Genomic DNA, 25,942 nt, shown 5'->3' on the forward strand with positions numbered 1-25,942 from the left:
TAAAAGCTGATTTATAAAAGGAAAAGGCGCCTAAGCAGGCACCTTTCCTATAGGCAAAGTTAGCCTTTTTTGACATCCTCCAGGCTCGCGCCATAGTTGATGTGATACACATTACCATCGATCACCAAAGCAGGAACAGATTGAACCCCGGCACTCTCCGCTTCTTCAATGCGATTCCGGGCCGTGCCCAGATGCACGATCTCCGTATTAAGTTTTGATTCGTCAAGATACCTGAGCACCACCTGCTCCGCATCCACGCAAATCGGACAACCCGCATGATAAAAAACCGCTTTTGACATTACGATCATCTCCTTATTAATTATGTAGCATTGCTACTTATCTATAGTATAGGAGAGGCCATGATCCATGATCAATTACAGATTTCTTATGATTATGATAGGTAATAATAATCGACTATGCCATTCAGCAGCCGACTAAAAAATCATATTATATTATTTGGCTTGACTGCTATCGTCATTTCCTGAACATATTTCTATAAGGTTTCCTTCGGGGTCAGCGATATAACAGACACGCATACCGAATGGTTCAGTGGTAGGCTCGGGGCATTCTATATGCCCTTTTTGGCCAAGAAGGATTGCGGGATTTGCTTAGACGTTATGAAAAGGCTGGGGGCAAAACCTGGCCCCGTATGCATGAGCACATCGCGGAGCAATGGGCTGCTTATCCGGCTTTAGTCGCCAAGTTCGCCCTTACCACAGGAAAAGAGGCCGACATGGAAATGGCGAGAGGCATGATGGCTAACTGGAACGTCGATTAATCGCCTTTAGTTATAGGTGTTACTCATTAAAACAAATCACCGTCTTCCCTCGGAAGACGGTGATTTTAATGGCTCTCGCTAGATGTAGACGAGAAGGTTTCCGTGACTATTAAGCTACCACCGGACTACCATACGGACAGTCTAGTTCTAAAGTCATTTTCATCGGTGATATATTGGACATGGAAAAATCCTTTTTCGCTTGCATTTTGATATAGACTTTCAAGTTACACATTGCTCTTACAATATATCGTGACATATACGCTATCCACGACAAGCAGGCATAGTTGACAACCACTATGTAAAAAATCCTCGTACGTTTCCACATTCGTTATGTTTTGCCCCTTGGGATAAGCTTTGAGATCTGCAAATATTAAATAATATGATTTATTTTCTATAAGATCCTTTAGAAGCTCGCCCTCCATGCCACTTGCCTGTTCTATAAAAAGGGGAGGCCCCAGTCCTTCCGCATTTATTATATAAGACTCCTCACCGCCAGTACGCCAATGGAAGGCTGAGACATCAAGGGGCTCTAATATCTCGCCAAGATAACTTCCATGTTTGTTTAGAATTTCGAAACTAACGCCCCTTTTCATGAATGTAAATGTCCAGTGCTTTAATTCCCCTGTGAGCAAGCTTAATAAATAAAATCAAGCAGTAAACGCTTAGTCCGATCAATGCCAAATAAATTAGAATAGCCAAAATTGGAAAAATGCCAAATATGCCAACATTCGCAGCAGTATCCATAAGTCATCTTCTCCTTATATGTATAGTTGATATTGCCCATACTCCTCAATCCAACAAAACGCCCCAGCTTAAGATCACTCTTATCTTAGGCTGGGGCGATGCGGTTAGAGGATATTCCACAATTATACATACACGATACAAGAAATGCTAGAGCTCGATAGCAATCCGCTGAAATCGATACCCATGCACCGCCTTAAAAAGATTACTCCCAATAAAACGGCCCGCAGCCCTTCAGCCGAGCCAAGCCTTCTACAAAGAAGTAGTCGCCGTAAATCAACGGGACATCGATATTGGTGCCCTGCGGATAGTTGCTCGTACCATGCAGCAGCAGCCCTTCCTCTTCAGGGAGATTCCAGGTGCCGTAGTTTTCGTACAGGGACTTCAATATTCGCTCACCGCCTGCACGGTAGACATCCGCATCTCCTCCCTCACTCTGATTCGCGAGCAGCAGAAGACCGCTTGCCGCACAGGAGCCGGCCGAACTGTCACGAAGACTGCGCAGCTCATCAGGAGCACGAAAGTCCCAAGCGGGCACACTATCCTCCGGCAGCCTGCTGAGAAAGAAATTCGCCACTCGCTTCGCGGCCTGGAAATAATCCTCCTTACCTGTATGGTGATAAGCCAAAGTCAGGCCGTAAATGGCCCAGGCAGCGCCCCGCGACCAGGCAGATTCTGGAGCATATCCCTGACCGCCCAACCCTTCCAGCATTTCACCCGTCTGCGGATCAAAATTGACGATATGATACACCGAGCCGTCATCTCGAATAAAATACTTTAGCACGGTATCCATATGCGCCTCGGCAATGTGGGCAAAACGAGGATCGCCGCTGACACGCGAAGCCCAGAACAGGAGCGGCATATTCATGCAGCAATCAATGATGGCCTGGCCTTCATTCCGCTCTCCTTCTGACCAGGGATTCCACGCCCGGATAAATTGCCCCTTCATATTAAAACGAGCAGCAAGATAGTTCGCAGCCTTCATAGCTCTTATTCGCGAAGTTTCGTTGCCTGTCAACATGTAGTTGGCAATACTGGTCAATGTCCACATGAACCCCATATCATGATCCAGCTTTACAAAGCCGTGAAGCACTTCATCCAGTTTAGCCTCACATTCCTCGGCCAGCGCCTTCAGCTCTTCCTTTCCGCTCTCCTGATACAGAAGCCAGAGCATCCCCGGCCAAAAGCCCGCTGTCCACCAGCTTGGCTCAGCCAGTTGATATACTCCATTTTGACTCGCATGGGGAAAATCAGATCCGATTCGAGCGGTATTCCGCAGCGTTTTTTCCAGCGATTTATGCCAAGCCTCGTTTATCCAAGCCTGTTCCGTTTTCATTCCGTAGCTCTCCTCTCTCCTCGATGCTTCATTTTAATAATTTAGATGCTATTTCTCTAAGAGGGCTTTTGCCACTGCTTAGTTTCAAATCAAATCCAACAGCCTTACTGTCGTATAAATTGAAAAAGAAAGCTCAGTTCAAGATGCCGCTCCGGTTGTAATACATGGAAATCCAGCGTATACCATACCTGATCCTTCCCAAAATGATCGCGATAGATCCGCTCCTTTACTTCAGCCTGAAGCTGCCACTGGTCATAAACCAGTTCCAAAGCGAGATCACTGCGGGATAACAGGAGACGCCCTTCCCCCAATTCTTCCGGTTGAATCAGCGTTACAAATCGTTCCACTAAGGTGAGCGGCTTGCTGGAAAAAGCAAACACATCTCGCAGCTCCAAACCCGGAAGCTCTACCTTGCTCCACAGCCAAGATCGTTTAAAGGAAAGCAACGCCTCGCAATCATATGCCCTGGACAGCTCTACGGCCATCCGAGTCTCCACCCCACTGCTTGTCTGTTCCAGTATAGAAGCGGTTCTAGCTCTTCCGGCCATCTGCAGACCGCCGTTAATGATAGGAACCGAATGACCCTGTGATCCGTTGCAATCATACGTATAGCGGGCTAGGCCGAAATAGTCCTTCGTATATTCCCCGCAACCAAGATCGGACAAGAAGAATGCACCATCTCCCGCTAGCATGAACTGGCCGAGGTCGTTATGGTTATGCGGCTCATCGTTATGTCCTCCCTTGGCGGCAAAACCAAAGACACCTTTCGGCGAGACGGTACGGGAAATGAGCCAGCCTGCATCTTTCAGCAGAAAATCGCCCGGTTCCCAGTCCTGCACTTCCGCTGACAATCCCCGCCAGAGCAAATTCCGCAGCGCGGGCGCCCATCTGCTGCAATGATCCTCCCGGTAATCCGCCCGCAGACGGGATGGCGGTGGCGGAACGCTTGCATATGTGCTGGAAATATAGTGTGAAAGCCCGATATGCACGCTTCCATAAGGCAATGCATCGGAGAAGTTAACTACGGCGCTGCCGCCCAGGAAGCATTTCTGCTGGAAGCCGGCAATTGTTTTTACCTTTGTCTGGGCAAACCAGTCCAATTCACCCCTGCTGCGCTTGTATAGCAGGTCGGCGTAATATACGAAATAGCCGAAGCCATAGTTCCAATATCCGAGCCCCTCCAGGCAGGCGCCGTCATCCCCAAAGCCCTTTAGATAACAGGTCATACTATGCTGGGTTTTCTCCAGAATCCGTGCCAGAAGCTCCCGATCCTGATTTTCATCCAGCAGCAGAAGAGCTGCCGAGCCGATGGATCCGGCGCATACGGCAGACCAGTTATGCTCCGCCTCCTCCCATTCATAGGGGCCACTCTCAACGAAAGGCTTCAGGAGCCGTCCATAAACGAGTTCAGCGATATGCACATGGAGCATCTCCGGCAGCCTGTCGCCCAACAGCACGCTCAGCTCAGCTAACGTATATCCCGTTTCTGCCGCAAACAGGTCAATGGTCTCCGCAAGCGGCCGCTCCGGGCTGACATGCGCTGGCAGGCACCAGCTCACCTCGCTGCATACTCTCCAAATGGCCTCCAGCAGCTCCGTATGGTGCTCCTCGCACTCCGGCTCCAACAACGATAACAAAGCATAGGTATTCAACCGTCTTCTCCGCTCAAAATAAGCCCGCTCATATGCCAGCCTGGAGCCCGTCTGCGCAAACTGAGAGAAGAGCGAATACGTGAGATCAGGCCATGCCGCCCCCCGCAGCCTATCCCCTTCTGCCCTAATTTCGGCGAGATCCGCAGCATATTCCTCGCCGTTTCGTACATTGCGCCAAAACCGTCGAGCATCGCCATCCGGAAAATATATATGCAATCCAGTTGGAGACATTCTGCTAACGATTTCTGTCAGCTCGTGAGCCTCTGTGTACTTTGGGGACTCTGCGTACTCTGGGAACTCTGGGAACTCTGTGTTCTCTGGGAACTCTTCGTTCTCTGGGGACACTGCGTTCTCTAGGGACTCTTCGTTCTCTGAAGCCTCTGCGTTCTCTAGGAACTCTCCCTCTCCCGGCAATAGTTTGGTTATCTTCTCAACCCGCTTCATTCATCGCTTTTCCTTTCCATCACACGGATTTGAGATCTGTATAAACTGTACACCTAGCTGTCGTGCACCAAGATGTCGTGAACTTGTATGTTGTACACCAAGATATCGTAAACTTAGATTCCTTAAACTAAAAAGCGTATACCAAGCTGCTGTCCTACTGAGATGCCTACTGAGATGCCTAATAAGCTGTATCGAAATCAAATGGAATTCATGTATCTAACTATGCTCTAAACGAATGTTTCAGAGGAGTAGATGGATTTTATGCATCTAAAGTCTAGAACCCAGCTGATGATTGGAATTCCCCTTCTTCTAATGACATGAATTCCATTTAAATCTGCTTTCTTTTCTTTGTCATAGAATCTAACTGCTATATATCCATTTATATAAGTTGAACTATTGAAATGGATGTAGGGCAATTACGTCATATGTTCCTGCAATCGCTATTGCCCCGCTTTCTCTCAGAAAGCTTTCCGTTTCTTCGGATTCATTGTTCTCCCTTGTCTGCATCCCATTCCTTAGTTCAGCTTATATGGCATCTTAGAATCCTCTTCACCCAAGCATCGCCTTCTAGCCGCTGGGCTTATTCTCAATTACGGGGGATTATGATCTCTTCCCCTCGGCGACTCCGAATGGCAATAGCTCCTTCCCCGATCGTGACGTTCAGCCCGATCTCCGGGAGGCCGTCCAAGCTTGCACCCGCCTGATCCAACTCTTCCACTGCCCCCGCCTTACCCGGCTCCCCATACACCGCCGACACGAGCCAGTGCACCCCTGGCGCAAGCGAAGCGGTCAGCGTCGGAATCACCGTACGCGCCCGCAGCAAATTCGTGTTGGCGTTCGGCCACACCAGCCCTGCCGACTCATAGCCCAGCAGGCTCCGCACGCCGCTAATCCCCCAAGGGCTAGAAGCAGCAGCCTCGCTTGCCTCAACGCGCTGCAGCGGCGGCGCTTCGATACCGAGGGCGAACCCTCCCTCTGCGGCATCCAGGCTGCGCAACGTCTCGATCCGGTGAATCCGGATATGCCATGGAAGCCCGGCCACAAGCCAGGTACTGACCTCGACGTCAGCCCAAGGCTTCCACACAGCATGGAGCACGTTATCCCGGATCATCGTCTCGTTGTTGCGGCGTCTAACCCGGTAGAGGTTGTCCCCGGTTTCACTCAAAGCCAGCATAGAATCAAAGGCCCCTTGGGACAACCCCCATTCGGAACGCGGCACGCTAAACCCAAACCAGGTAGAATACACGAACTTCTCGTATTTGGCCGAGGTATGGGTATGCTCATTCGTTCCCCGGTGGCCACTGTTAAAGGCCGCTACATGCCCGGACGCCTCATCCCGAGCCAGCACGAGATGCGCCGGATTTTGAACGGACAATGCGTCCATTTCCGGCAGCGGCAGTTCCTCGGCGGTCCAGAAAGGATGGTCCGCATGCAGAGCCAACGGCAAAAAAGTCTTCAGCGCCCAATACGGCGAACCCGGCGAATTGTAGTTCTCCGCCATCACAAGGTTCGGGTAAGCGTAGCCGATCGTCAGAATGCCGCCCGCATCCACCATCCTCTGGCTAAACCACCAGCGCAAATTGCGCAGCAGGAGCCCTTTCAATACGCCCATCGGCAGACTATCCGCCCCGGCAAAAGCCATTGCGCCCCAGAAGGCCGACTGGGAGAAGCGATAAGATAGGCTTCGTCCATAAGGAACCGCTGAGCCATCCGGGGAGAACCAGGCCAGGAAACTGGACGCGAACTCATTCGCGCGCTGCTTGAACCTGTGAGAGCGATCGGGGTCTTCCCGCTCCATCAGCCCAGCATAGAGCAACCCATAATAATGGAAAGCAAACGGCACATAGTAATCGCAATGCCCCCCTACCCCGTCGCTATACCAGCCTTCCTCCAGATAAAAAACGTCGAGCCGATTCAAGTTCTGCTCCAGCTGCCCGGCATCGTACGGCAGTCCCGCTTTCCGGAAGCCAATATTCACGAGTACATTGAAGAACAGCCAGTTACAGTCATGACAAGGATGCGAGTTGATTTGATTCAGCCAGGCATAGAGATTATTCCTTGCCTCCACATCAAGCGGCTCCCAGATTTTGTCCGGGATCAGCGCCAGCGCGTAGCCAAACACAGCCATCTCGACCAGCCGCTGATCATAATCGTCCACCTTGCCCCAGTATTCCTCATGTCCCGGATCTGTTCCGTTCTCGATCCCTTCAAGTACGATATCCCATAAATCGCTCGAGCCCCCGCCAGCTAGGAGCGGAACCAGCCCCCACAGCACCCGGGAGAAGCCCTCCATCCCGGCGACCGCAGCCGGATAGCTTGCTCCAGTTGCACCGATCTCCAGCCTGGCCTTCCCCTGGCTATAGCAGGGCCGAAGCGGCGCAAGCAGCTGCTGCAGGGCGGCGGTCAGATCGTCACGGTTTCTAAGCGGATTGTCCGCCAGCTTTTCATATCTAAGAGAGACGTTCCCCATCACCAATCTTCCCCTTCGTTCCTCTGGTATTTGCTTGTATTTTGCCTGTGTTTTTTTGCTTGTATCTTGTATTTCGCTTGTATTTAGCTTCTTGTATTTAGCTTGTATTCACTTTTACCCAATTACATTTAGCTTATATTCACTTGTGCTCACTTGTATTCCGCTTGTATTCACTTGTTCTCACTTGTACTTCGTTGTATTCGATTGTATTCACTTGAAGACGATTGAATTCGCTTACAACCCCATCATCCTTTAATGCCCGAAGAGGCGACTCCCTGCACGAAATATTTCTGCAGCGCCAGGAACACCACCAGCACCGGAATGATGGACACGACGCTCGCGGCCATAATCAGGCCGTACTCTGCCGAATACTGGGAGATGAACATCCGCAGACCGATTTGGATCGTCTTCAGCTCGGTTTTGGTCAAATAAATCATCGGCCCCAGGAAGTCATTCCACGTCGACACAAAGGTAAAAATCGTCAGGGTCGACAATGCCGGCTTCGACAACGGCAGCATGATCCGCGCCCAGATGCCATATTCGCTAAGACCATCGATCCGGGCCGCTTCGCACAGCTCATCCGGGATACTCTGGTAGAACTGCCGCATCAGGAAGACGCCGAAGGCCGAGAATGCCTGGAGCAGGATGATCGCAAGGTGGGTGTTGTTCAGCCCCATTGAGCGCATCATGATGAACTGCGGCACCATGTAAGCCTGCCAAGGAATCGCAATCGTGGCAATGTACCCGAGGAACAGCGTTTTTTTACCGGTAAAATTCAGTTTTGAGAAAGCATAGGCCGCAAAGCTCGATGTCAGGATCTGCAAAACCGTGACGATAATCGACAGCTTGGCGGTATTGTAAATGAACGTGCCGAGCGGAATCCGCGTCCAGATTTCCTGATAGTTGCTCCAGCGCGGAAGCTCCGGTATCCACTGCATCGGAAAGGTGAATACGTCCTTGTTCAGCTTGAGCGAGGAAGAGAGCATCCACAAGTACGGCACAAGCATGCACAGCACAACGATGATCAGAACGACATAGGCAAACGCTTTGGCAGCGATTTGAATTCCTTTATTTGCTCCTACCATATCCGTAAATCCCCCTATTGTCCATACTTCTTCTCGCCCTGGAACTGCACTAGCGTGATGCCGAGGACGATCAAGAATAATACGATCGCCATCGCGCTTGCATAGCCGTAATCTAAGGAACGGAAGGCCGTGTTGTAAATTTGATAGACGAGCACCCTTGTCGAGTCATTCAACTGATTATCCGCGCCGGCAAACAGGTTGATGAAAATATCGTAGACCTTAAACGAGTTAATGACCAGGATCATCAGTACAAAGAAAGTCGTAGGCGCAAGCTGCGGAATCGTTACATTGCGGAATCTTTGCCAGGCGTTCGCGCCGTCGAGCTCGGCGGCTTCATACAATTCGGGGTTCACGCCTTGGAGCCCGGCCAAATAAATCACCATGTAGTACCCCATGTTCTTCCAAACGGTGAACAGCACGACCGTAAACATCGCCCAGTCCTTGTCCGCGGCCCAGCGCGGCAGCTCCTCGATTGGAACGCCAGTCAGCGCATGGAGAATGTTATTGACGGGCCCCATCGTCGGGCTAAAAATAAAATTCCATACTGCAGCCACCGCTACAAGCGAAGCCACATAAGGGAAAAAGAACACCGTCCGCATGAAGTTCCGCCCGAATATTTTCTGATTGAGCAGAATCGCGAGCCCTAGTGCGCATACCATCGTCAGCGGCACGACACCCACAGTGTAGATCATCGTATTCCATAACGCTTTATGGAAGGTCGGATCCTTCCAGAGCCGAATGAAGTTGTTCATTCCAACGTATTCCATCGGATTGGCGCCGTCCCACTTTACGAAGGCAAGTATGAGGGCAAAGACCATAGGCACCAGCGTAAATACAGCAAAGCCAATAAAATTGGGGGCGATAAAGCTGTAGGCCACCAGATGATCCTTCGCCTTCTTGCTCATGCCGCTTTTTTTCGCCGGATGGTTTCGTATCACAGTTTGGTTCTGCATAGCATCACTCCTCCTCCTAACCTGTTAGCTTTTCTAAAGATTTGACAAAGGGCAGGCCATTAGCCCGCCCCTGGTGTTCATGTGTATATTCTTCATATTTGTTAATTGTTTAAAATAAGCTGTACGCGCGTGTTCATATCGGCGAGTCCTTTGTCGATTGTCGCATTTTTAGTCATGATGCTATCATGCGCCTCGTTCAGGATAACCTCGATGTCCGCGCTCTTCTCATGCAGCGGCATTTCCAAATATGTCTTCGCCGTAGTCAGCGCTTCCTTGCTAGCCTCGTCCGCAGGGAATCCCTCCACAGAAGCGATGGAATTAACGACTTCATCGTTCTTGATTGCCGGAATAGTACCCGTAGCAGCAATTACGGCTGCGCCCTCTTCACCGGTGACGAATTTCATGAAGTCCAGCGCGGCTTCCTTGTTGGCCGACTTCTTGTTTACCGCCAGCGAAGTGATTGTACCCAGCGTAGTGCCTGGTTCTACTCCTTTTGGATGCGGGTATTTCACGATGCCCCAGTTTGTTGCCTGTGATTCACCGCTCTTGACCTTCTCGATTTGCGTCGCTATGAACCAGCTGCCCATATTCATCATGGTAACAGAGTTATTGTAGAACACGCCGGAATAGTGAGTGCTGGAGGTTTTCAAGGTGGCGTAATCCATCACGATCCCGTCTTCCTGCTGCTTGAGAATACGCTCGTAGGTCGGTTTCAGGAAGTCATATTCGCCGTCAACCACGGTATTCTGGCCATCCAGGATGCCGAACAGCTGCACCGCACTGCGCCAAGTGTGATAGTGGGCACCGTATACTTTATTCGCGCCGCTGCCGGACGTCATTTTTCGCGCCAACTCATCGTACTGCTCCAGCGTCATATCATTGGTCGGATATGGAACGCCCGCCTGATCGAACAGATCCTTGTTGTAATAAATCAGCCAGAAGTCGCTGCGGAAAGGAAGCGCATACACCTCATCGTTCATTTGAATTTGCTCCACCGTGCCGCCGTACAGGGATACGTCGATGCTTTGCTCACTCATGTACTTTTTCAGCGGCTCCAGATGGTTCTGCTTGACGAGGTTAGCATATCCCGGAATATCCTTAACCGTAAGAATATCAAGATCCGCCCCGCCGGAGAGCTGCGTGCTGAGCATCGTCATGTAGTCGGTCGAGCCCAGATCCACGTATTCAATCGTCACATTGGGGTGCTTCGCTTTGTAGGCATCGATCAGTGGCTGATAATAAGCAGTCGCCTCCCAATCCCACAGGGCCCATTTCAACGTAATAGGGTTGCCAGTCGATTCATTGGTAGCGTTCCCATTATTACTTGCGGCAGGCGGCTCCGTCGCGTTAGCGTTCTTGCTTCCGCTGTTCCCCGAGCAACCGGCAAGCAGGCTCAGCAAGAGTACAGCAGCCAGAGTGATCCCTAACCATTTTCGCATTCTCATGTTTTTGTCCCCTTTTCAACTGGTTTTGATGCCGGATTCGATATTTCGAATCTCTACTTTAATCCTAGTGTATTTCAAAATGAAAGGGCATACATTTTTTATCACAGATCATTCACTTTTCTGCTTACTTCTTTTCAGGGGGCGCTAAAAGCTGTAAAATTCACATAAAGACCTGTAAAATTCATCGTTCCTGCCTAACCTGCTATGTCTGCGGACTCGCGTTCATGTTATGGTAGTGTTACAGTTGAAATGAAAGCGCTTTATACCCTGCGGAATTGAGGTGGTTTCTACGAAACGAAAGGCGACCATCAAAAGCCGGATCATCCTGATCATGACGTTGTTCGCTCTGCTGATCGCATCCCTGCTGTCTTTTTTCAGCTATGAGCTCATTTCATATTTTCAGAGGAAAACAACGATCCAGGCTACCGAGTTCAATCTGCAGCTCGTATCCCATATCATTGAGCAGGATCTGATGAACCTCTCGGTTCTGGCGATGACCTGCAGCACCAATTCTTCGACCAATCGCATGCTGAATGATTATTTTAAGTCCGACCAGCCCAGCTCCATGGAGGCAATCCATGTCTTCACCTCGCTGCAGGAGGATTTCCGGATGAACCGCTCCAACGGGTATGTGCGCCGGCTGATCGTGACCGATAATAAGGATAAATTTTTTCAAGTGGATAACTCGGTCAGCACATCCGTTCCGTTAACGATTCATAACATTAATGAGCTGCCCGGCCTGACTGCGGATGCTACCGAAGAATGGAAACGGGTCATCCAAGATCCGCTATCCCTAACTAAGACGATCCCTTTTGTCATGCCGATTTACGGGGATAATGCCAACCGGATCGGAACCGTGTACCTTCTTGCCAACACCTCCGTTATTACTGACAAGCTGAAGGGCTACGGTCTGCCTGAGGATGCCAAGCTGCTGCTGACCCTCGGGGATCATCCTTATGAAATTCAAGGGGATCGGATTCTTCCTCTGCCCGTGGAATATAAGCTGACCCCTTATGATGAGGAAGCGTCCAGTGGCAGTGTTACGTCGCTGTCCTGGCTGGAGCTGAACGAAGACGAGAAGGTGATTTCCGTGTCGTACCCCGTGCGCAATGGGGTGACGCTATCCCAGACGCTGCCGGAGAAGCAATTTGCTCCGCAGTTCAATCTCTGGCTGCTGCTTATGCTAGGCGTCTGTGTGCTCGTGATTGCCTCCAGCGGCGTCATTACGGTCTATTTGACCAAGACGATCAGCCTGCCAGTCGAGAAGCTCAAGAAGCGCATTGATAAAATTGCCCAGGGCAATTTCCTCATCGATCGGAACATGGAATGGAACAGCGAGCTTGGCGATGTGGGCCGCGGGATCAACCGCTTATCCCAGGACATCCTTACCCTGATGGAGAAGCGGGTCGCGGATGAGAAGCAGCGGCAGGAGCTGGAGTACCGAATGCTGCAAAGCCAGATCAATCCGCATTTTCTGTACAACACGCTGAATTCAATCAAATGGATGGCGACGATCCAGAATGCCACCGGCATTGCGGAGATGACCACCTCGCTGTCGCGCCTCCTGCGAAGCATTGCCAAGGATGGGCGCAAGCTGGTGCCGCTGCAAGAAGAGTTAAGTCTTCTGGAGGATTATTTTCTAATCCAGAAATACCGCTATGGCAGCAACATTACGATGGAAACAACCATTCAGGACGAACAGCTGCTGACAGGGCTTATTCCAAGGTTCACCCTTCAGCCTCTGGCGGAGAACGCGATATTTCACGGCATTGAACCGAGAGGCCAGGGCCGTCTTAGGCTCAGCATCGAACGTAGCGAATGGAACGACATTCTCATCACACTCGAGGATAACGGAATCGGGATCAGCGAGGAGCAGATGGCCGAGATTCTGACTCCCCAGGAGCGGGCTCCGCAACAGGAGTTCACCGTGAAAGGAATGCTTGAGGGTATGGGGCTGCGCAATGTCAATGAACGTCTGAAGCTCACCTTCGGGGAACAGTACGGATTATCGATCGAGAGCGTGCAGAATGAATATACGAAAATGTTTATTTTGCTGCCTTACCGGACGACGGAATGATTAGGCGAGTGTTCGAGCCGAACCATGATCCCGAATGGAGTGTTGAAGTGAAGAGTCTCAACCTTTCTGGAAGCATCATTGATAGCAAACTTGTAAGGAAGTGATTGCATTGATCAAATTGCTGATTGCCGATGATGAAGCACTGGTATGCATCGGCCTACAGTCCATGCTGAAATGGGAGGAATACGGAATTGAAGTCGTTGGGGTAGCCTATAACGGGGGACAGGCCGAGGAAATGATCGAAGCCTATCGACCGGATATCGTGATTACCGATATTAAAATGCCGGTCAAAACCGGACTGCAGGTCGCCGAATCGGCTCGCGGAAAATACGGACGCGTTCCGCTCTTCATTGTTCTGACAAGCTATGAGGAGTTCCAGTATGCCCGCACAGCGATCCAGATGCAGGCAGTCGATTATCTGGTGAAGCTGGAGCTGACGCCCGAGGCCTTGGAGACCTCGATCAGGAAAGCATTAAAGCTGCTGCAGGAGCATAAAACGGTGGAGAGTTATCCGGAGCTGGTTCATCGAAGTAAGTTGCAAGAGCTGCGGGAGAAGTTTTTCGTCCGGCTATTCAACAATTTGTTCGAGAACAAGAACCAGTATCTTCTGCAAAAAGAGGATCTGGAACTTGAGCTATCCGCCCCGGCCTACCTTGTCTGCACCTGCCGCATCATGGCTCCAGATACTGTTCCCCCGAGCGGCGACAAGCTGGTCACCCTATGCACCAGCACGGTGAAGATGGCGAGAGACCGACTGACTTCGGTTATGCCCTGTTATGTGATAAGCCTGGATTTGCGCAACTTTGCCATCATTTTACCGGTTGATAGCGCTCATTCGCTGCATTGGAGGTCTGACGTAGAAGAACTGTTTTCGGATATGGCCCAGGTGCTGCATAATTATTTCAACGTCAGGATTATGGGCGGCATCGGCTATGCTGTTGACGATCCGTATATGATTCATGAGAGTTATTTAGCCGCCCGCCGGGCTTTGCCCGCTGCGTTGGAGCAGCAAGCCTTTGTATTTTATGCAGAGGATAAAAAGGGCACTAATATGGATCAGCCTCTTTTCGATTACTCGGCATCCCGCTCCGAAATTCGCCGGGCGTTCGAGGAAATGGATACCGATGCGCTCCACAGCATGATTACCATGATGATCGAGGCCTTCGAAGGAAGGAATGATCTTCTTGTGGCCGCAACAGACGCGGCCTGCGGCGTGCTCTATATGGCCACCTCCCTGCTTGCTGATGGGGAAAATCTGGTCGAACAGATTTTCGAGCACGAGTCTGAGGGGTACCGTGGCATCTATCAACAGAGCTCCATCGACGGCGTGATCGTCTGGCTTGTGCAATTCCGGGACGGATGCTGCGAGCTTCTTTCCTCCAAGAAGCAAAGTTACAAGGAACAGGTCATACGGCAGGTCCAGGATTACATCAAGCGCAACCTCGACAGCAAGCTGTCCTTGAACCAGGTCGCGGATATTTTCAACTTCAGTCCCAATTATCTGAGCCACCTGTTCTCCAGGACAGCCAAGGTCAATTTCGTCAAATACGTTACCGACACTAAAATCGCAGCGGCCAAAGAGATGATGCTCCGCGGCGAAGGCCGGATCAATGAAATTTCCCACAAGCTCGGCTACGACAGTGCCTTCTATTTCAGCAAAGTATTTAAGAAGGTTGAGGGCATCTCCCCTCGCGAATTCATGCAGCGGGTGGAGTCGCGGTGATAGGGTAGCAGGCTTAAGAACTTTATAGTTATATTAAGATGAATTAAGATGAACTATTAAAATGGATGTGGGACGAGTACATAAAGTCTTTCTGGGTTCGCTTCCTCTGATAGTATAGATTGACTAATTGATTTGCTATACTAAATGGAAAACATGTATCTAATTACGCTCTAAGCGAATGTTGTGGTGGATTAGTTGGATTTTATGCTTCTAAAATCAAGAATCCAGCCCATAGCTGGCAATTCCCCTTTTTCTAACGACATGAAATCCATTTGAATCTGCTTTTCTTGCCTTGCCGAAGAAACTAACTACTATAAATCCATTTATATAAATTGAACTATAACGGATAATTTTCTTGCCTCAGTCGTTACAGGATTCCAACAAGAAAATGCCCCCGTAAATATTGTAGGCTAATCATAGTAATAGTAAAAAGCCTTCATGCTCGTATGCATGCTCCCGCCATACCGAGAATAACTTTCTTAAAAACCAATATTTAGATAGTCATGGGAAACATCTCTTTGGAGGTGCATGAATATAAACAAAAACAGCCTAAAGGAACGCACACAATTACTTCTTGTCCTAGCCGGGATCTTTCTCATATTAACGGCTATCCTCGTATTTGCGGTTTATGCTTTGAATAGTATAGATTTCATACATATCCGGATTTCTTCCACTGCTTCTGTATTTGCCTTCCTTGGGCTTGTGATGCTGGGAACAGGCGTGTTAAGTGTAATCGGCTCGATGTTGGATGGGTTTCGTAGACATGTGTTCCATCATAGCTTCAAGCTTGGCGGCATGATGATTCAGGAGATTTTGCTGATCGTTATTTTTGGCGGGATGATCCATTGGATCGATCGATGGGTGGACGGCGTAGAAATTGGCAATATTCAAACTGAATTTACGTTAACCTTGTTTTTGTACGGCCTCATTCAATGGGCACCGTTCAAAGACTATTGGAATTTAGAACCTCATAGGACTGCATCAAGTTACGCAGAAGTTGTTTTAAATGGATGCAATCCATAGTTTTAGTAATATAAATAAAATGACAATTAATAACTATTTATTAATTGTCATTTTTCATTAAAGGAATGAAGATAAATGAAAAAAGTATATATGACATTATTACCCTTGTTGATAATTGTTTTAGGGAGTATAGTAATTGAAAAAAATATAAGTAGAGATTTTGGGGCTAAAGAATCTGTACAAGTTGATGAAGATATTAATGATTATTTTACAACAAAAATAGATGATATTAATAAATTGAAAAGTGGGGAAATAATAGGATATGTGTATTTTGGACGAGATACTTGTCCTGTGTGTTTATATCTGAATAAATTATTAGAAAAAGAATATGAAAAAAACGGAGAGTTATTAACTCAACTTTCGCAGAGCGAAAATCGGCTTACTTGCTTGATGTGATTAGATAAACCCTGATTAGAATATGGATGTTGCAATAATAGAAAAACACCGCTTCATTTGGTAAAGTGAGAGTGTCGAATCAATCACTACCATACAGAAGAGGTGTCCTCTACATGATAGAGCAAAGCATATTACAAAATCAACTTCCAAATGAAATTAAACCCGCTTTTAAAGAGCTGAAAGTATTGCAACATTTAAGAACAGCTGGATTTAAAAAGAGATTTGGTTATACCTGTTCGTTTTTATTCCAGCTTGTCTTTGTCCTTTTGTTTCACCACAAAAACTGGTTCCGCCTGTTGGAAAGCGAGAAAGGTGATACGTTTCCTGGGAAGGATGCGATCTATCGATTCCTGAATCACAGCGGCTATGCATGGCGCAAATTTCTGTCATTGCTTAGTTCCTCCACTATCGATAAAATTCGCCCACTGACAGGTGAAGATCGCATGTCTGCATTTGTTGTTGACGACTCCATGTTTGAGCGCAATCGTAGCAAGAAGGTTGAACTGCTTTCTCGATTTAAAGATCATGCAACGGGTTCCTTTTATAAAGGATTTCGGATGCTTACGCTAGGCTGGTCGGATGGTCATACGTTTATTCCCGTTGACTTCTCCTTGCTAGCTTCGATGAAATCGCAAATAAATGGGATCATGCAAGGGATCGACAAGAGAACGTCTGGCTACAAGCGTCGGGTCGAAGCTTTGCTTCCTGCTCCTGAAATTATTCCATCGATGATTGATCGTGCGCTTTCCGCTGGTGTGCAGGCTTCATACGTGCTAATGGATAGTTGGTTCACACATGCTCCATTAATCCAAGCCATCGTTGATCGAGGCCTAGATGTGATCGGCATGGTCAAAGCGGATAAGAAGCGTTATCTTGTTGACGAACGCCGATTATCTTTGCAAGAACTTTATTATGAAGCCATCCCTGTTCAAGGAAAAAACAAGGGAATCTTACGCTCTATCCGTACCGAGTTGTCTCCAGGGATTCCAGTCATGATGGTTTTCGTGCGTCACCGCTCAAAAAAGAAAGAATGGCTTGCCATTCTATGCACCGACCTAACGATTTCGGAAGAAAAAATGATTCAGATATACGGCATTCGCTGGGATATCGAAGTCTTCTTTAAGTGTGCCAAATCCTTACTGCGCCTACAAAAAGAGTTTCAAGGACGCTCATATGATCTCCTTATCAGCCATACCACGATTGTTTTTTCACGGTATATTTTGCTAGCGTGGCAACACCGACAAAGTACCGACAACCGTACGCTTGGTGGCTTGTTTTATTTGCTATGTGATGAAGTAGGTCAGCTAGATTGGGCTGTAGCCTTAAAACAACTGATTGAATTAATCGAAGATATCTCCAAGAAAGCCAGTAAGAAGATCACAGCACTCATTCAAACACAACTACAGCAATGGATCGCTGGCTTGCCCAGTTACATCAAGGCTTATTTGCCGATTTCAAGCTGCGAAAGTTGAGTTATTAATATACAAATTTGACACTGACTTTTGGAGGGATGATAAATATTTTGAAGATGTATTAAATAAATATGCTGTATCAAGAGTTCCAACTTTAATAAAAATTAATGAAGATAAATCATATATTACTTTTGAAACTGAGGCTAGAAAAGATGAAGAAATCCAGGAAGCTTTACATCATTTTTTAATCAAACAATAAAATTTTAAAGTGAAAGGACATGATTATGAAATACAAATTTTTAAATTTAAGTATATTTGTTATAAGTGTTATTTGTTTAATAATATCAATGCAGTTATTTTGGAATATAAATATTTATGTTGATGGACATAATACAAATCCATCTATAGTATTGGGCGGTAAGTCATGGCTTATTGCATATTGGATCATGATTCTATTTAATTTGCTTATATGTGTTTTATCTTTCATTAACTTATTAAAGAAGAAATAAATTTCAACCATAACTTAGTGCTTGATGGAGCATGATATGTAAATACGTAATCTGCCTATGCGGCCGTTCAATCTGATTGAGTCTGTATAATAGTTTGTGTAAACTCCAAAACCTATTAAAATGGAACTAATAGAAGGGTTGGGAGAATACATTGGATTTTGGACGAAGAACAGTTGCGCAACTTCATTAAAGAGAATAATCTGGTAACAGCACAGGATGCTCAAAATGCATTAAAGAACCTGTTTGCAGAAACAATCCAGGAGATGCTCGAAGCGGAGATGGAAACACATCCGGGCTATGCCAAGTACGACATCACGGCGAAAGCGACGTCAAACAGCCGTAATGGCAAAAGCAAGAAAACTGTCGTCAGTGAGTATGGTAAGCAAGAAATATTCGTACCCCATGATCGCTTGGGCGAGTTTGCACCGCTTGTGGTGAAGAAGCATCAGTCCAATGTCCAGGCAACATTGAGGAACAGATCATTGCGCTTTACGCGAAGGGCGTCAGCACGCGTGAAATTCAAGATCATCTACAGCAGTTGTATGGCATCGAAGTCTCCCCGACACTGATCTCGAACGTGACGAACAAGGTTATCTCTATGGTCAAGGAATGGCAAAATCGGCTACTACAGAGCGTGTATGCCGCTGTCTTTCTCGACGCCATTCATTTCAAAGTGAAGCAAGACGGAGCTATTGTCAACAAGGCGGCTTACATGGTCATCGGCATCGATCTGGACGGAATAAAGACGTCCTAGGCATGTGGATTGGCGAAAACGAGTCGGCCAAGTTCTGGCTCAATGTCTTGAACGAGTTAAAAAACCGCGGCATACAAGCCATTCTCATTACGTGTGTCGATAATCTAACCGGTTTCTCGCAAGCGATAAGCGCTTGTTACCCCGCTATAGAGATTCAGAAGTCCATCATCCATAAAATCCGTAATTCAACGCGCCACGTGTCCTACAAGGACTTAAACGATCTGAAGCCGATCTACAAAGCAGCAACCGAAAAAGCGGCGCTTGTGGGGCGAGCTCGCTACATTCTTCAAGTACCCGCCGGAAATTCGCAAGTTGATCTACACCACGAACATGATCGAGAGTTATCACCGTCAATTGCGCAAAGTGACGAAAGGCAAAAGCATCTTTCCGAGCGACGAGGCTCTCCTTAAAATGCTGTATTTATCCACAATGGACGTTGTACGGAAATGGGCGGGCCGTGTTCAGAACTGGGGACAAATGCTGCTACAGTTTTCGGTTTTCTTCCCTGATCGCGTGGGTCAGCACTTGAGGTAGGGGGCGGAGTCCCCCTCTAAGCATCATCCTCTACATTCGTTTACACAAAATTCTTAACAGACCCAACACCTAGGCTGTAAACTGGCACCGATACTCTATCGGCGTCAGTTTATTTAATTTGCCCTGTGACCGCTGTCGGTTATAAAATTGTATGTATTTTTCGATTCGACTTTGTGCTTCAGCTAAACTTCGGATGTGATAGGGGTAGAGTCCTTCCGTTTTGAGGTGATACCTTCTTGTGGATCCGGGTTAACCCCCTAATATTGGACACAGCACCTCTTATTCGAATGATTGCATAGAATCGCTCGATGTTTCATAGTTTTTCATCTGATGACGATCATGCCTTACACGTTGATTTCCTTGGGTCTTACATTGCCTTGCCGGACTGCTTCCATGTATTCGTACGGCGACATATCATATATGCTTCCATGGATGCGATTGCGATTGTAATTGTAGATAAAACCGCTAACGATCTTATATGCCTGTTGGTAGCTCTCAAAATCGTGGCGCTGGTAACATTCCGATTCAAGGATCGAGTGAAAAGACTCGATGTGGGCGTTCTTATTCGGCGTCTTAGGCGGTATTCGTTCGTGGATAATTCCAAACTGTTCACAAGCCTCCGCAAACCGATGGCTAATGAACTGTGGACCGTTATCCGATCGAATAATTGGTCGATTCGCCTTGTCAAAGAGCTGGCGCTTCATTAGTGCCTCCTGCGTGATTTGAACCAGATCCTTAGCCTCGCAGGACAAGCCATGATGATAAGCAACAATTGCTCGGTCGAACACATCGATGATGCTCATCAGGAAGAAAAAGCGCTGTTCACCTTCGAGCCAACCATACTTAATATCCGTTTCCCACAGTTGATTGGAAGCGGTAATGACTTTGTTATTTGCGAGTCGTTTCGGATGCTTGGCCTTGAGCTTCCGCTGAGGGCGAAGCACATTCATTTTCTTGCACAGCCGATAGACTTTCTTCTTGTTAATCACAAGGTGGTGCTGGCGCCTCAGCATCTTTGTCAGCTTGCGGTATCCGTAGACAGACGTGTACTCATCGGCCAACAGCTCCATGATCCACTCACAGATTTGCTCATCGCTAATTCGCTTGTTGTCTTGCGTATATGAGTAACCAGGCGCGGAGCGACCGTTCCTGAGGATTCGCTCAGTTTGCTGATTCGGGCGATTCACATGTGCATAATATGTGGAACGCTCCACTTCCAGAATGCGCAGCACAAGGCTGATTGAATAGCCCTGCATGATGTATTTCTGCGAAATTTCTATTTTATCCGCAAGTGTGGGTTCGTTTTTTTTAACAGGTCACGGAGGATTTCCCTCTCTAGCGCCTGCTCTGCATAGAGCTTCTTGAGTTTCTCGTGCTCCTTCTCCAAGGCTGCATAATCTGAGGCTGTAGGAACGAATGAAGCATGCTTCAAAGCATCGCCATCCAATTCGTCAAGATCCTTGCGTTTCAATTCTCTTGCCCAGCGCAGCACCATCTTCGGATCAAGATCATGCTGCCTGGCTACTGCCGTCATATTGCCGATTTCATGCCCCTTGGATACAACCTTTTTCTTGAAGTTCAGATCATACCGTTTTCTTTCCATTGCGTTCCCCTCCGACTGATTTCATTCTATCGGAATAAGGGGTGTACTGTCCAAGTTCATTTGGGGGCTAAATAGGATCATCCATACGCCGTCATCCTGCCACAAGAAAAGTTGGAGCTGCCGGTAACCGCACTTTCCTTCATAGAGTTGATACACTGTGCTAACTTGACGCTTGGCCTCGGCATCCCGGTCATAATTCTTTCGCTTCAAATAGGCATAGTGACCACTTCTGGAAACACCAAATAGCTGGCACAGTTCAGCTACCTAGCCCTCGCTGGGCTGCCTGTTCGACGAGTTTGAATCGTTCTTTCCTACCTCCCTCATCCAAGTTTCCTAACACTTTTTTTGCATCTCGTTCTCCCGCTTCAGCTGCTGCACATATCGTTCTTGATCCAGATACTCCTTTCGCCTTCCTCGCTGATCCAGTAATCCAAACTCACCTTGCTCTCGATATTTCCGCATCCACCGTTTCATTCGTTCTTTATCTTGGATACCTAGATGTTCGTTGATCTGCTGGTATGTCCAGTTTCCCTCCACGTGCAGGCGGATAGCTTCCATCTTTAGTTCCTCTGAATAAGTTTTAAACTTTTGACCTTTAATCGCCATTTAAAAATGCACCCCCTAGAATTCATCAGTTATACCAAGGGGTTTTTCCAATGTCTATTCTAAGGGGTGCACTTCAACCTTAGGGTGGGTTCTTACTTTTTCTTGTTACTATCTTACAAGCACAAATCTCCAGTTATGATCCGCTGTGCCGTTATCATCCCATTGAACAATGTTCGCGCCTGATGTCGTGGACATGCCATCCACGCCGAGCACCTTACCGCTATGGCGGTTGACAATCTTGTAGCTGCCATTGCCCACCGGAGCGAATTGCCATTCATGATCCGCTGTGCCATTATCATCCCATTGGATGGCTTTGGCCCCATTTGTAGTGGACATGTTTTCGATACCAAGCACCTTACCACTGCGCATATTCGTCAGCTTGTAATAGCCATTATTCAAGCTGTCCACCCGCCATTCGTGATCCGTCGCACCAAAATTGTTCGATTGCAGGGCCTGTGCGCCATCGGCTGTAGATGCGCCTGCTATGCCGATCATCAGACCACTATGCTCGTTCTTCAACGTGTATACGCGGCCGTTCTCAATATCGGACGACTGCCCTCCGCCCGAGGAGCTGCCGAACTGCCAGTAATCCAGGTTAAACAGACGTTGGCCATTTGCGCCTTTAAACATAAAGTACACATGATGCACGCCAGTCACGCCGTTTATCGTAGTTTCTTGGAGGCTCCATGTTTGATTGCCCCCTGTCGGGTTCACCTGGAGCGTTCCGATCACCTGTCCCGTTGGGCTACCGAGCCGAATTTCAATTTGGCCACCAACCGTCGAGGCCACATTCGCTTTGAAGCTCGTTGCGCCTTCCGAACCAAAGTCGGCATTAGCGACGGCAATCCAGTCACCATTATGAATATCGGTTACGTTCATGTTTACGTTTGGCACCATGCCGCCTGGCGCCTGAGCAACCTCCGTCAAAATGCCGCCCTGCCAGGCGATCGTCTCAGCCTCCGTCCGTAGATACGGATTTAGATTTTTGATCTGTGTAACGCCTTTCATTGTTCCCTGAATCGGGTTAATCTCCCCATTTCCCGCATACGTCAGCTCATTAATATGAGGCGAGCGATATCCGAGTCCATCACCCAGTATGGCCTTACTGACAGTCTGGGCATGGTAAGCAATATACCACTTATTGTTGAATGGGAAGATGGAATGGTGGTTATTGCCCCCGACGCCGAAAAACTCATACGGATTTTTCAGAATCGATTTTACATAAGTAAACGGCCCCATCGGGTTGTCGCTCACCATATAGGCGATTTCTCCAGGAGGTGGCGTTCCTGGCGGATGAGTTCCACCAAAGTTGGAGCAGTAAGAGTAATAATATTTGCCGTTGTATTTGTGGATTCCCGAGTCTTCAAAAAAGAATGGAGCGTCAATAACCTGCGCGCTGCCTTCCGTATGAATCATATCATTGCTTAGTTTGATGACGCGGGCTGTCTTAGGACTCGCCCATTGCTGCTGGGTCGGATTGTTGCCGCCGGGAACTCCACCGCCGAAATACAGATAACCCGTGCCATCATCATCGACCAATACGGCCGGATCAAACAGCCATACAACACCCGCAACACCAGGTGTATTTAGAGTCACCAGCGCTTTTCCAAGCGGATCTGTCCACGGCCCGATCGGGCTGTCTGCGGTGAGTACGCCAAGCCCTCCTGCACTATTGGAGAAGTAAAGAAAGAACTTGTCCTGTCCGTTGATTTTCTTATGGGCAGCAGCCGGAGCCCAGGAGCCATTAGCCCACTTGGCGATGCCATTAGGCCCTGCAACAGGAATAGCGCCGTGATCCGTCCAGTTCACCATGTCGTCCGAGGAAATGACATGCACCTTATTCAAATTGCTGAACGAATTAGTTTTCACTTTTCCGTTGCTATCGTATTCATAAGCGTCGCTGGACATATAAAGATAGACCCTACCGTTGTAGGTCATCGCAAACGGGTCAGCCCCAAGCTTATGATCCATCAGCGGATTGGCGTTGCCAGGAGTTTTGGCGATCGCCGGCGTTTCCGCGTGGACGGACTGACTTTGGAACATCCCCATCCCTAGCAGCACAAAGGTTAATAGTAAAACTATGCTTCTCTTACCCTTCTTCATTTTAATTCCCTCCTCATTGTTAAAAATAACTTCTCCGTGCATTCGTACTTTTCGCATATTCGTTACCTCATGAATGCGAAACTCCAATTGTGATCCGCCGTGCCGTTATCGTCCCATTGTACGATTTTTGCACCTGCCGTCTTGGACATGCCGTCCACGCCGAGTACCTTGCCGCTATGGCGATTGACCAATTTATAGCTGCCGTCGCCCACGGGGGCGAGCTGCCATTCATGATCCGCCGTGCCATTATCATCCCATTGTACGGCGGAAGCGCCATTCGCGGTGGACATGTTCTCAATCCCTAGCACCTTGCCGCTATGGATATTCGTCAGCTTGTAGTAGCCGCTGCTTAAGCGATCAAACCGCCACTGATGATCTGCACTGCCATTATCGTTCCATTGGACAGCTTGTCCTCCATTCGCCGTGGACATGGCAGAGATACCAATGACCATGCTGCTATGCGCGTTTCTCAGCTTATACACCGATCCGCTTTGTACAGGTGACTGAGGCGACTCTCCCGCTCCCTCCGTCCCTGTCATCCGATTATCGATTCTAAAATAATCGAAATCCACGTACCCGCCAGCTGATTGCGTTGCATAATTAAACAAAGCAAATCGATAGCCCATAAAATGTGGCAGGGTGTAGCTCATCTGCAGCGTGTCGCCAATAGCCGTCCACCGATTTCCGTCCAGGCTGTAATAGAAGTAAGCCTTGTCGGTTCTATTTTTAAAATCCATTTCCACCTTTAAATACACCTTGTCCTGCGCAAGAGGTACGCTCGCCACTTCCACCGGTGCTGCCCCGCTGCCATTGACCATCACGATTGATTTGGAATTCCCGGACATTTTCACCCCGACGAACCCATAGTTTTTCTGCAAAGCTGCAAGCCCTGCATAATCTCCGCTTTTCATTTGGCTTACATCAATGGCAATCCGACCGGAGCTTTCCGGCCCGATGCTTCTTTGCGTCAGTGAGTTGCGCGCGTCCAAAATGCTTGTGCTGGTTCGTCCGGTCTTCAGCCGTATAAATCCCGGGCGCTCCGTCAGAGACCAAAGATTGTTAACGGGATTGTGATTCCACTGCCATACAAGCGGAAGCCGTGTCTGTTCGAATTCATCAGAAGCCACGATTTTATGATTAGAATTCACGCCGGGAACTGGCTTTGGCATTTGGGCGGGAATCTGGCCATTCACGCCGAATACCGGCCAATCGTTTTGCCAGGCAACTGGAACAAGGAAGGGAGTGCGCCCTACAGATCCATGATCCTGGAAAAGCATGCCGTACCATTTGCCATCCGCCGTATCCACGATTCCACCTTGAGCAACGCCAGCATAGTCCAGAGCAACCCGTCCTTCATAAGGCCCCGTAATGTGATCCGCTCTATAAACCAATTGCGTACGGCCTTTTCCCTGCGGCCAGGTGATCAGGAAGATGTAATACTTACCGTTAATTTTCTGAATATGCGCCCCTTCAGCTGGGAGCCCTATATTCGAGCCTGCAACCTGACTGGCATTGGGGATAATAACCTGATTTAGTCCACCCGCCTTGACGGCGCTGGCGTCCGAATGAAGTTCCGTAATCCGGATATCGCCGCTGCCATGAACCAAATAGACACGCCCATCGTCATCAAAATGCAAAGACATGTCATGATAAAAACCGATCGTGGAACGTGTCCATGGCCCTTTTTCAATATCCCTAGTCTTGTAGATGAATGTATTGCCCGCTGTGCTGGAGGAAAAGACCACATAATAAGTGCCGTTATGATATCTTAAACTGCTGGCCCATGAGCCTTTGCCATACTCATTTTGACCGTTCCTCAACGCCTGTGCGTCCGAATCCCCAAGCGTATCGTAAACATAATTCACAATCTCCCAATTAACGAGATCATAAGATTTCATGATCGGCACGCCAGGGTTCATATGCATCGTTGTGCTTGTCATATAGTACGCGTTACCAACTCTAATGACATCTGGATCCGGTACATCAGCCCATATGATGGGATTCTCAAACGAATTTTGATCCTGTGCAGCATGCAGAGCAGGTGACTTGAGTGTCACTACCATTGCAAGCGCTATCAAAAATAAGTGAGTTTTTCTCCACATCATGATACGTCTCCTCCTTTCCTACGGGTTCTTAAAATAGCACCAACGGAAACTGCTGCCTCCTGGAAGTCCAAAGAATGTCTTAACGATCCGAGACTCTCCCTCCCTTCTAAACAAATTACCACCCCATTATACCTCGTTTCTGCTATTTTTAGCAATAAATTACAATTACAAAAAATTAATTATATAGTTGCTT

18 protein-coding genes and 4 pseudogenes are annotated in these 25,942 nt (G+C 48.2%); 7 read left to right on the forward strand and 15 right to left on the reverse strand.

The window, feature by feature from the left end:
- Positions 1-59: 59 nt before the first annotated feature.
- Complete coding sequence (locus EIM92_RS01885; RefSeq protein ID WP_110930135.1) at positions 60-299, reverse strand: thioredoxin family protein; 240 nt, start codon at positions 297-299, stop codon at positions 60-62.
- 266 nt (positions 300-565) lie between these two features.
- Here EIM92_RS01885 and EIM92_RS01890 point away from each other — a divergent pair.
- Positions 566-778, forward strand: a pseudogene (locus EIM92_RS01890) (hypothetical protein); the annotation flags it as partial.
- Positions 779-903: 125 nt separating this feature from the next.
- Here EIM92_RS01890 and EIM92_RS01895 read toward each other — a convergent pair.
- From EIM92_RS01895 to EIM92_RS01925, 8 genes and pseudogenes are all read right to left on the reverse strand, one after another.
- Positions 904-1,371 (reverse strand): annotated as a pseudogene (locus EIM92_RS01895) (DUF2691 family protein).
- Positions 1,355-1,522, reverse strand: coding sequence for a hypothetical protein (locus tag EIM92_RS23595; RefSeq protein ID WP_164515002.1), 168 nt, complete (start codon positions 1,520-1,522; stop codon positions 1,355-1,357). Before EIM92_RS23595 ends, EIM92_RS01895 begins: the two are co-directional and overlap by 17 nt.
- A gap of 202 nt (positions 1,523-1,724) precedes the next feature.
- Positions 1,725-2,855 (reverse strand): glycoside hydrolase family 88 protein, encoded by a 1,131-nt coding sequence (locus EIM92_RS01900; protein ID WP_125081230.1) that lies wholly within the window; start codon positions 2,853-2,855, stop codon positions 1,725-1,727.
- Positions 2,856-2,959: 104 nt separating this feature from the next.
- Entirely contained in the window at positions 2,960-4,951 is a 1,992-nt protein-coding gene (locus tag EIM92_RS01905; RefSeq protein ID WP_342772894.1) for a hypothetical protein, read from the reverse strand.
- A gap of 586 nt (positions 4,952-5,537) precedes the next feature.
- Positions 5,538-7,421, reverse strand: a complete 1,884-nt coding sequence (locus EIM92_RS01910) for a DUF2264 domain-containing protein (protein WP_125081231.1) — start codon at positions 7,419-7,421, stop codon at positions 5,538-5,540.
- A gap of 245 nt (positions 7,422-7,666) precedes the next feature.
- Entirely contained in the window at positions 7,667-8,506 is an 840-nt protein-coding gene (locus tag EIM92_RS01915) for a carbohydrate ABC transporter permease (protein WP_125081232.1), read from the reverse strand.
- A gap of 14 nt (positions 8,507-8,520) precedes the next feature.
- Positions 8,521-9,459 (reverse strand): carbohydrate ABC transporter permease, encoded by a 939-nt coding sequence (locus tag EIM92_RS01920; RefSeq protein ID WP_125081233.1) that lies wholly within the window; start codon positions 9,457-9,459, stop codon positions 8,521-8,523.
- Between the two features lie 101 nt (positions 9,460-9,560).
- A complete protein-coding gene (locus EIM92_RS01925; protein ID WP_125081234.1) occupies positions 9,561-10,904 on the reverse strand; it encodes an ABC transporter substrate-binding protein in 1,344 nt (447 codons plus the stop codon).
- A 280-nt stretch (positions 10,905-11,184) separates the two neighbouring features.
- Between EIM92_RS01925 and EIM92_RS01930 the strand changes: the two genes are divergently transcribed.
- The 6 genes and pseudogenes from EIM92_RS01930 (at position 11,185) to EIM92_RS01960 (ending at position 19,332) form a co-directional block, all read left to right on the forward strand.
- A complete protein-coding gene (locus EIM92_RS01930) occupies positions 11,185-12,981 on the forward strand; it encodes a sensor histidine kinase (RefSeq protein ID WP_246021177.1) in 1,797 nt (598 codons plus the stop codon).
- A 100-nt stretch (positions 12,982-13,081) separates the two neighbouring features.
- A complete protein-coding gene (locus EIM92_RS01935) occupies positions 13,082-14,704 on the forward strand; it encodes a response regulator transcription factor (protein WP_246021179.1) in 1,623 nt (540 codons plus the stop codon).
- A 528-nt stretch (positions 14,705-15,232) separates the two neighbouring features.
- Complete coding sequence (locus EIM92_RS01940) at positions 15,233-15,727, forward strand: hypothetical protein (RefSeq protein ID WP_125081236.1); 495 nt, start codon at positions 15,233-15,235, stop codon at positions 15,725-15,727.
- Between the two features lie 75 nt (positions 15,728-15,802).
- Entirely contained in the window at positions 15,803-16,123 is a 321-nt protein-coding gene (locus EIM92_RS01945; protein WP_125081237.1) for a hypothetical protein, read from the forward strand.
- A gap of 113 nt (positions 16,124-16,236) precedes the next feature.
- Positions 16,237-17,595 (forward strand): IS4 family transposase, encoded by a 1,359-nt coding sequence (locus tag EIM92_RS01950; RefSeq protein WP_125081238.1) that lies wholly within the window; start codon positions 16,237-16,239, stop codon positions 17,593-17,595.
- Positions 17,596-18,190: 595 nt separating this feature from the next.
- Positions 18,191-19,332: pseudogene (locus EIM92_RS01960) on the forward strand (IS256 family transposase).
- A gap of 69 nt (positions 19,333-19,401) precedes the next feature.
- On the opposite strand, the pseudogene EIM92_RS01965 reads toward EIM92_RS01960, so the two are convergent.
- The 6 genes and pseudogenes from EIM92_RS01965 to EIM92_RS01995 all read right to left on the reverse strand — a co-directional run.
- A pseudogene (locus EIM92_RS01965) lies at positions 19,402-19,548 on the reverse strand (IS3 family transposase); the annotation flags it as partial.
- A gap of 128 nt (positions 19,549-19,676) precedes the next feature.
- A complete protein-coding gene (locus tag EIM92_RS01970; protein ID WP_125080998.1) occupies positions 19,677-20,588 on the reverse strand; it encodes an IS3 family transposase in 912 nt (303 codons plus the stop codon).
- 20 nt (positions 20,589-20,608) lie between these two features.
- Entirely contained in the window at positions 20,609-20,935 is a 327-nt protein-coding gene (locus EIM92_RS01975) for a transposase (protein ID WP_125080997.1), read from the reverse strand.
- Between the two features lie 333 nt (positions 20,936-21,268).
- A complete protein-coding gene (locus EIM92_RS01985; RefSeq protein ID WP_125081241.1) occupies positions 21,269-21,541 on the reverse strand; it encodes a helix-turn-helix domain-containing protein in 273 nt (90 codons plus the stop codon).
- Between the two features lie 108 nt (positions 21,542-21,649).
- Complete coding sequence (locus tag EIM92_RS01990) at positions 21,650-23,644, reverse strand: carbohydrate-binding protein (RefSeq protein WP_125081242.1); 1,995 nt, start codon at positions 23,642-23,644, stop codon at positions 21,650-21,652.
- A gap of 62 nt (positions 23,645-23,706) precedes the next feature.
- Positions 23,707-25,749, reverse strand: a complete 2,043-nt coding sequence (locus EIM92_RS01995; protein WP_125081243.1) for an RICIN domain-containing protein — start codon at positions 25,747-25,749, stop codon at positions 23,707-23,709.
- Between the last annotated feature and the right edge of the window lie 193 nt (positions 25,750-25,942).

Origin of the sequence: Paenibacillus lentus, assembly GCF_003931855.1 — a bacterium.
GTDB lineage: Bacteria > Bacillota > Bacilli > Paenibacillales > Paenibacillaceae > Fontibacillus > Fontibacillus lentus.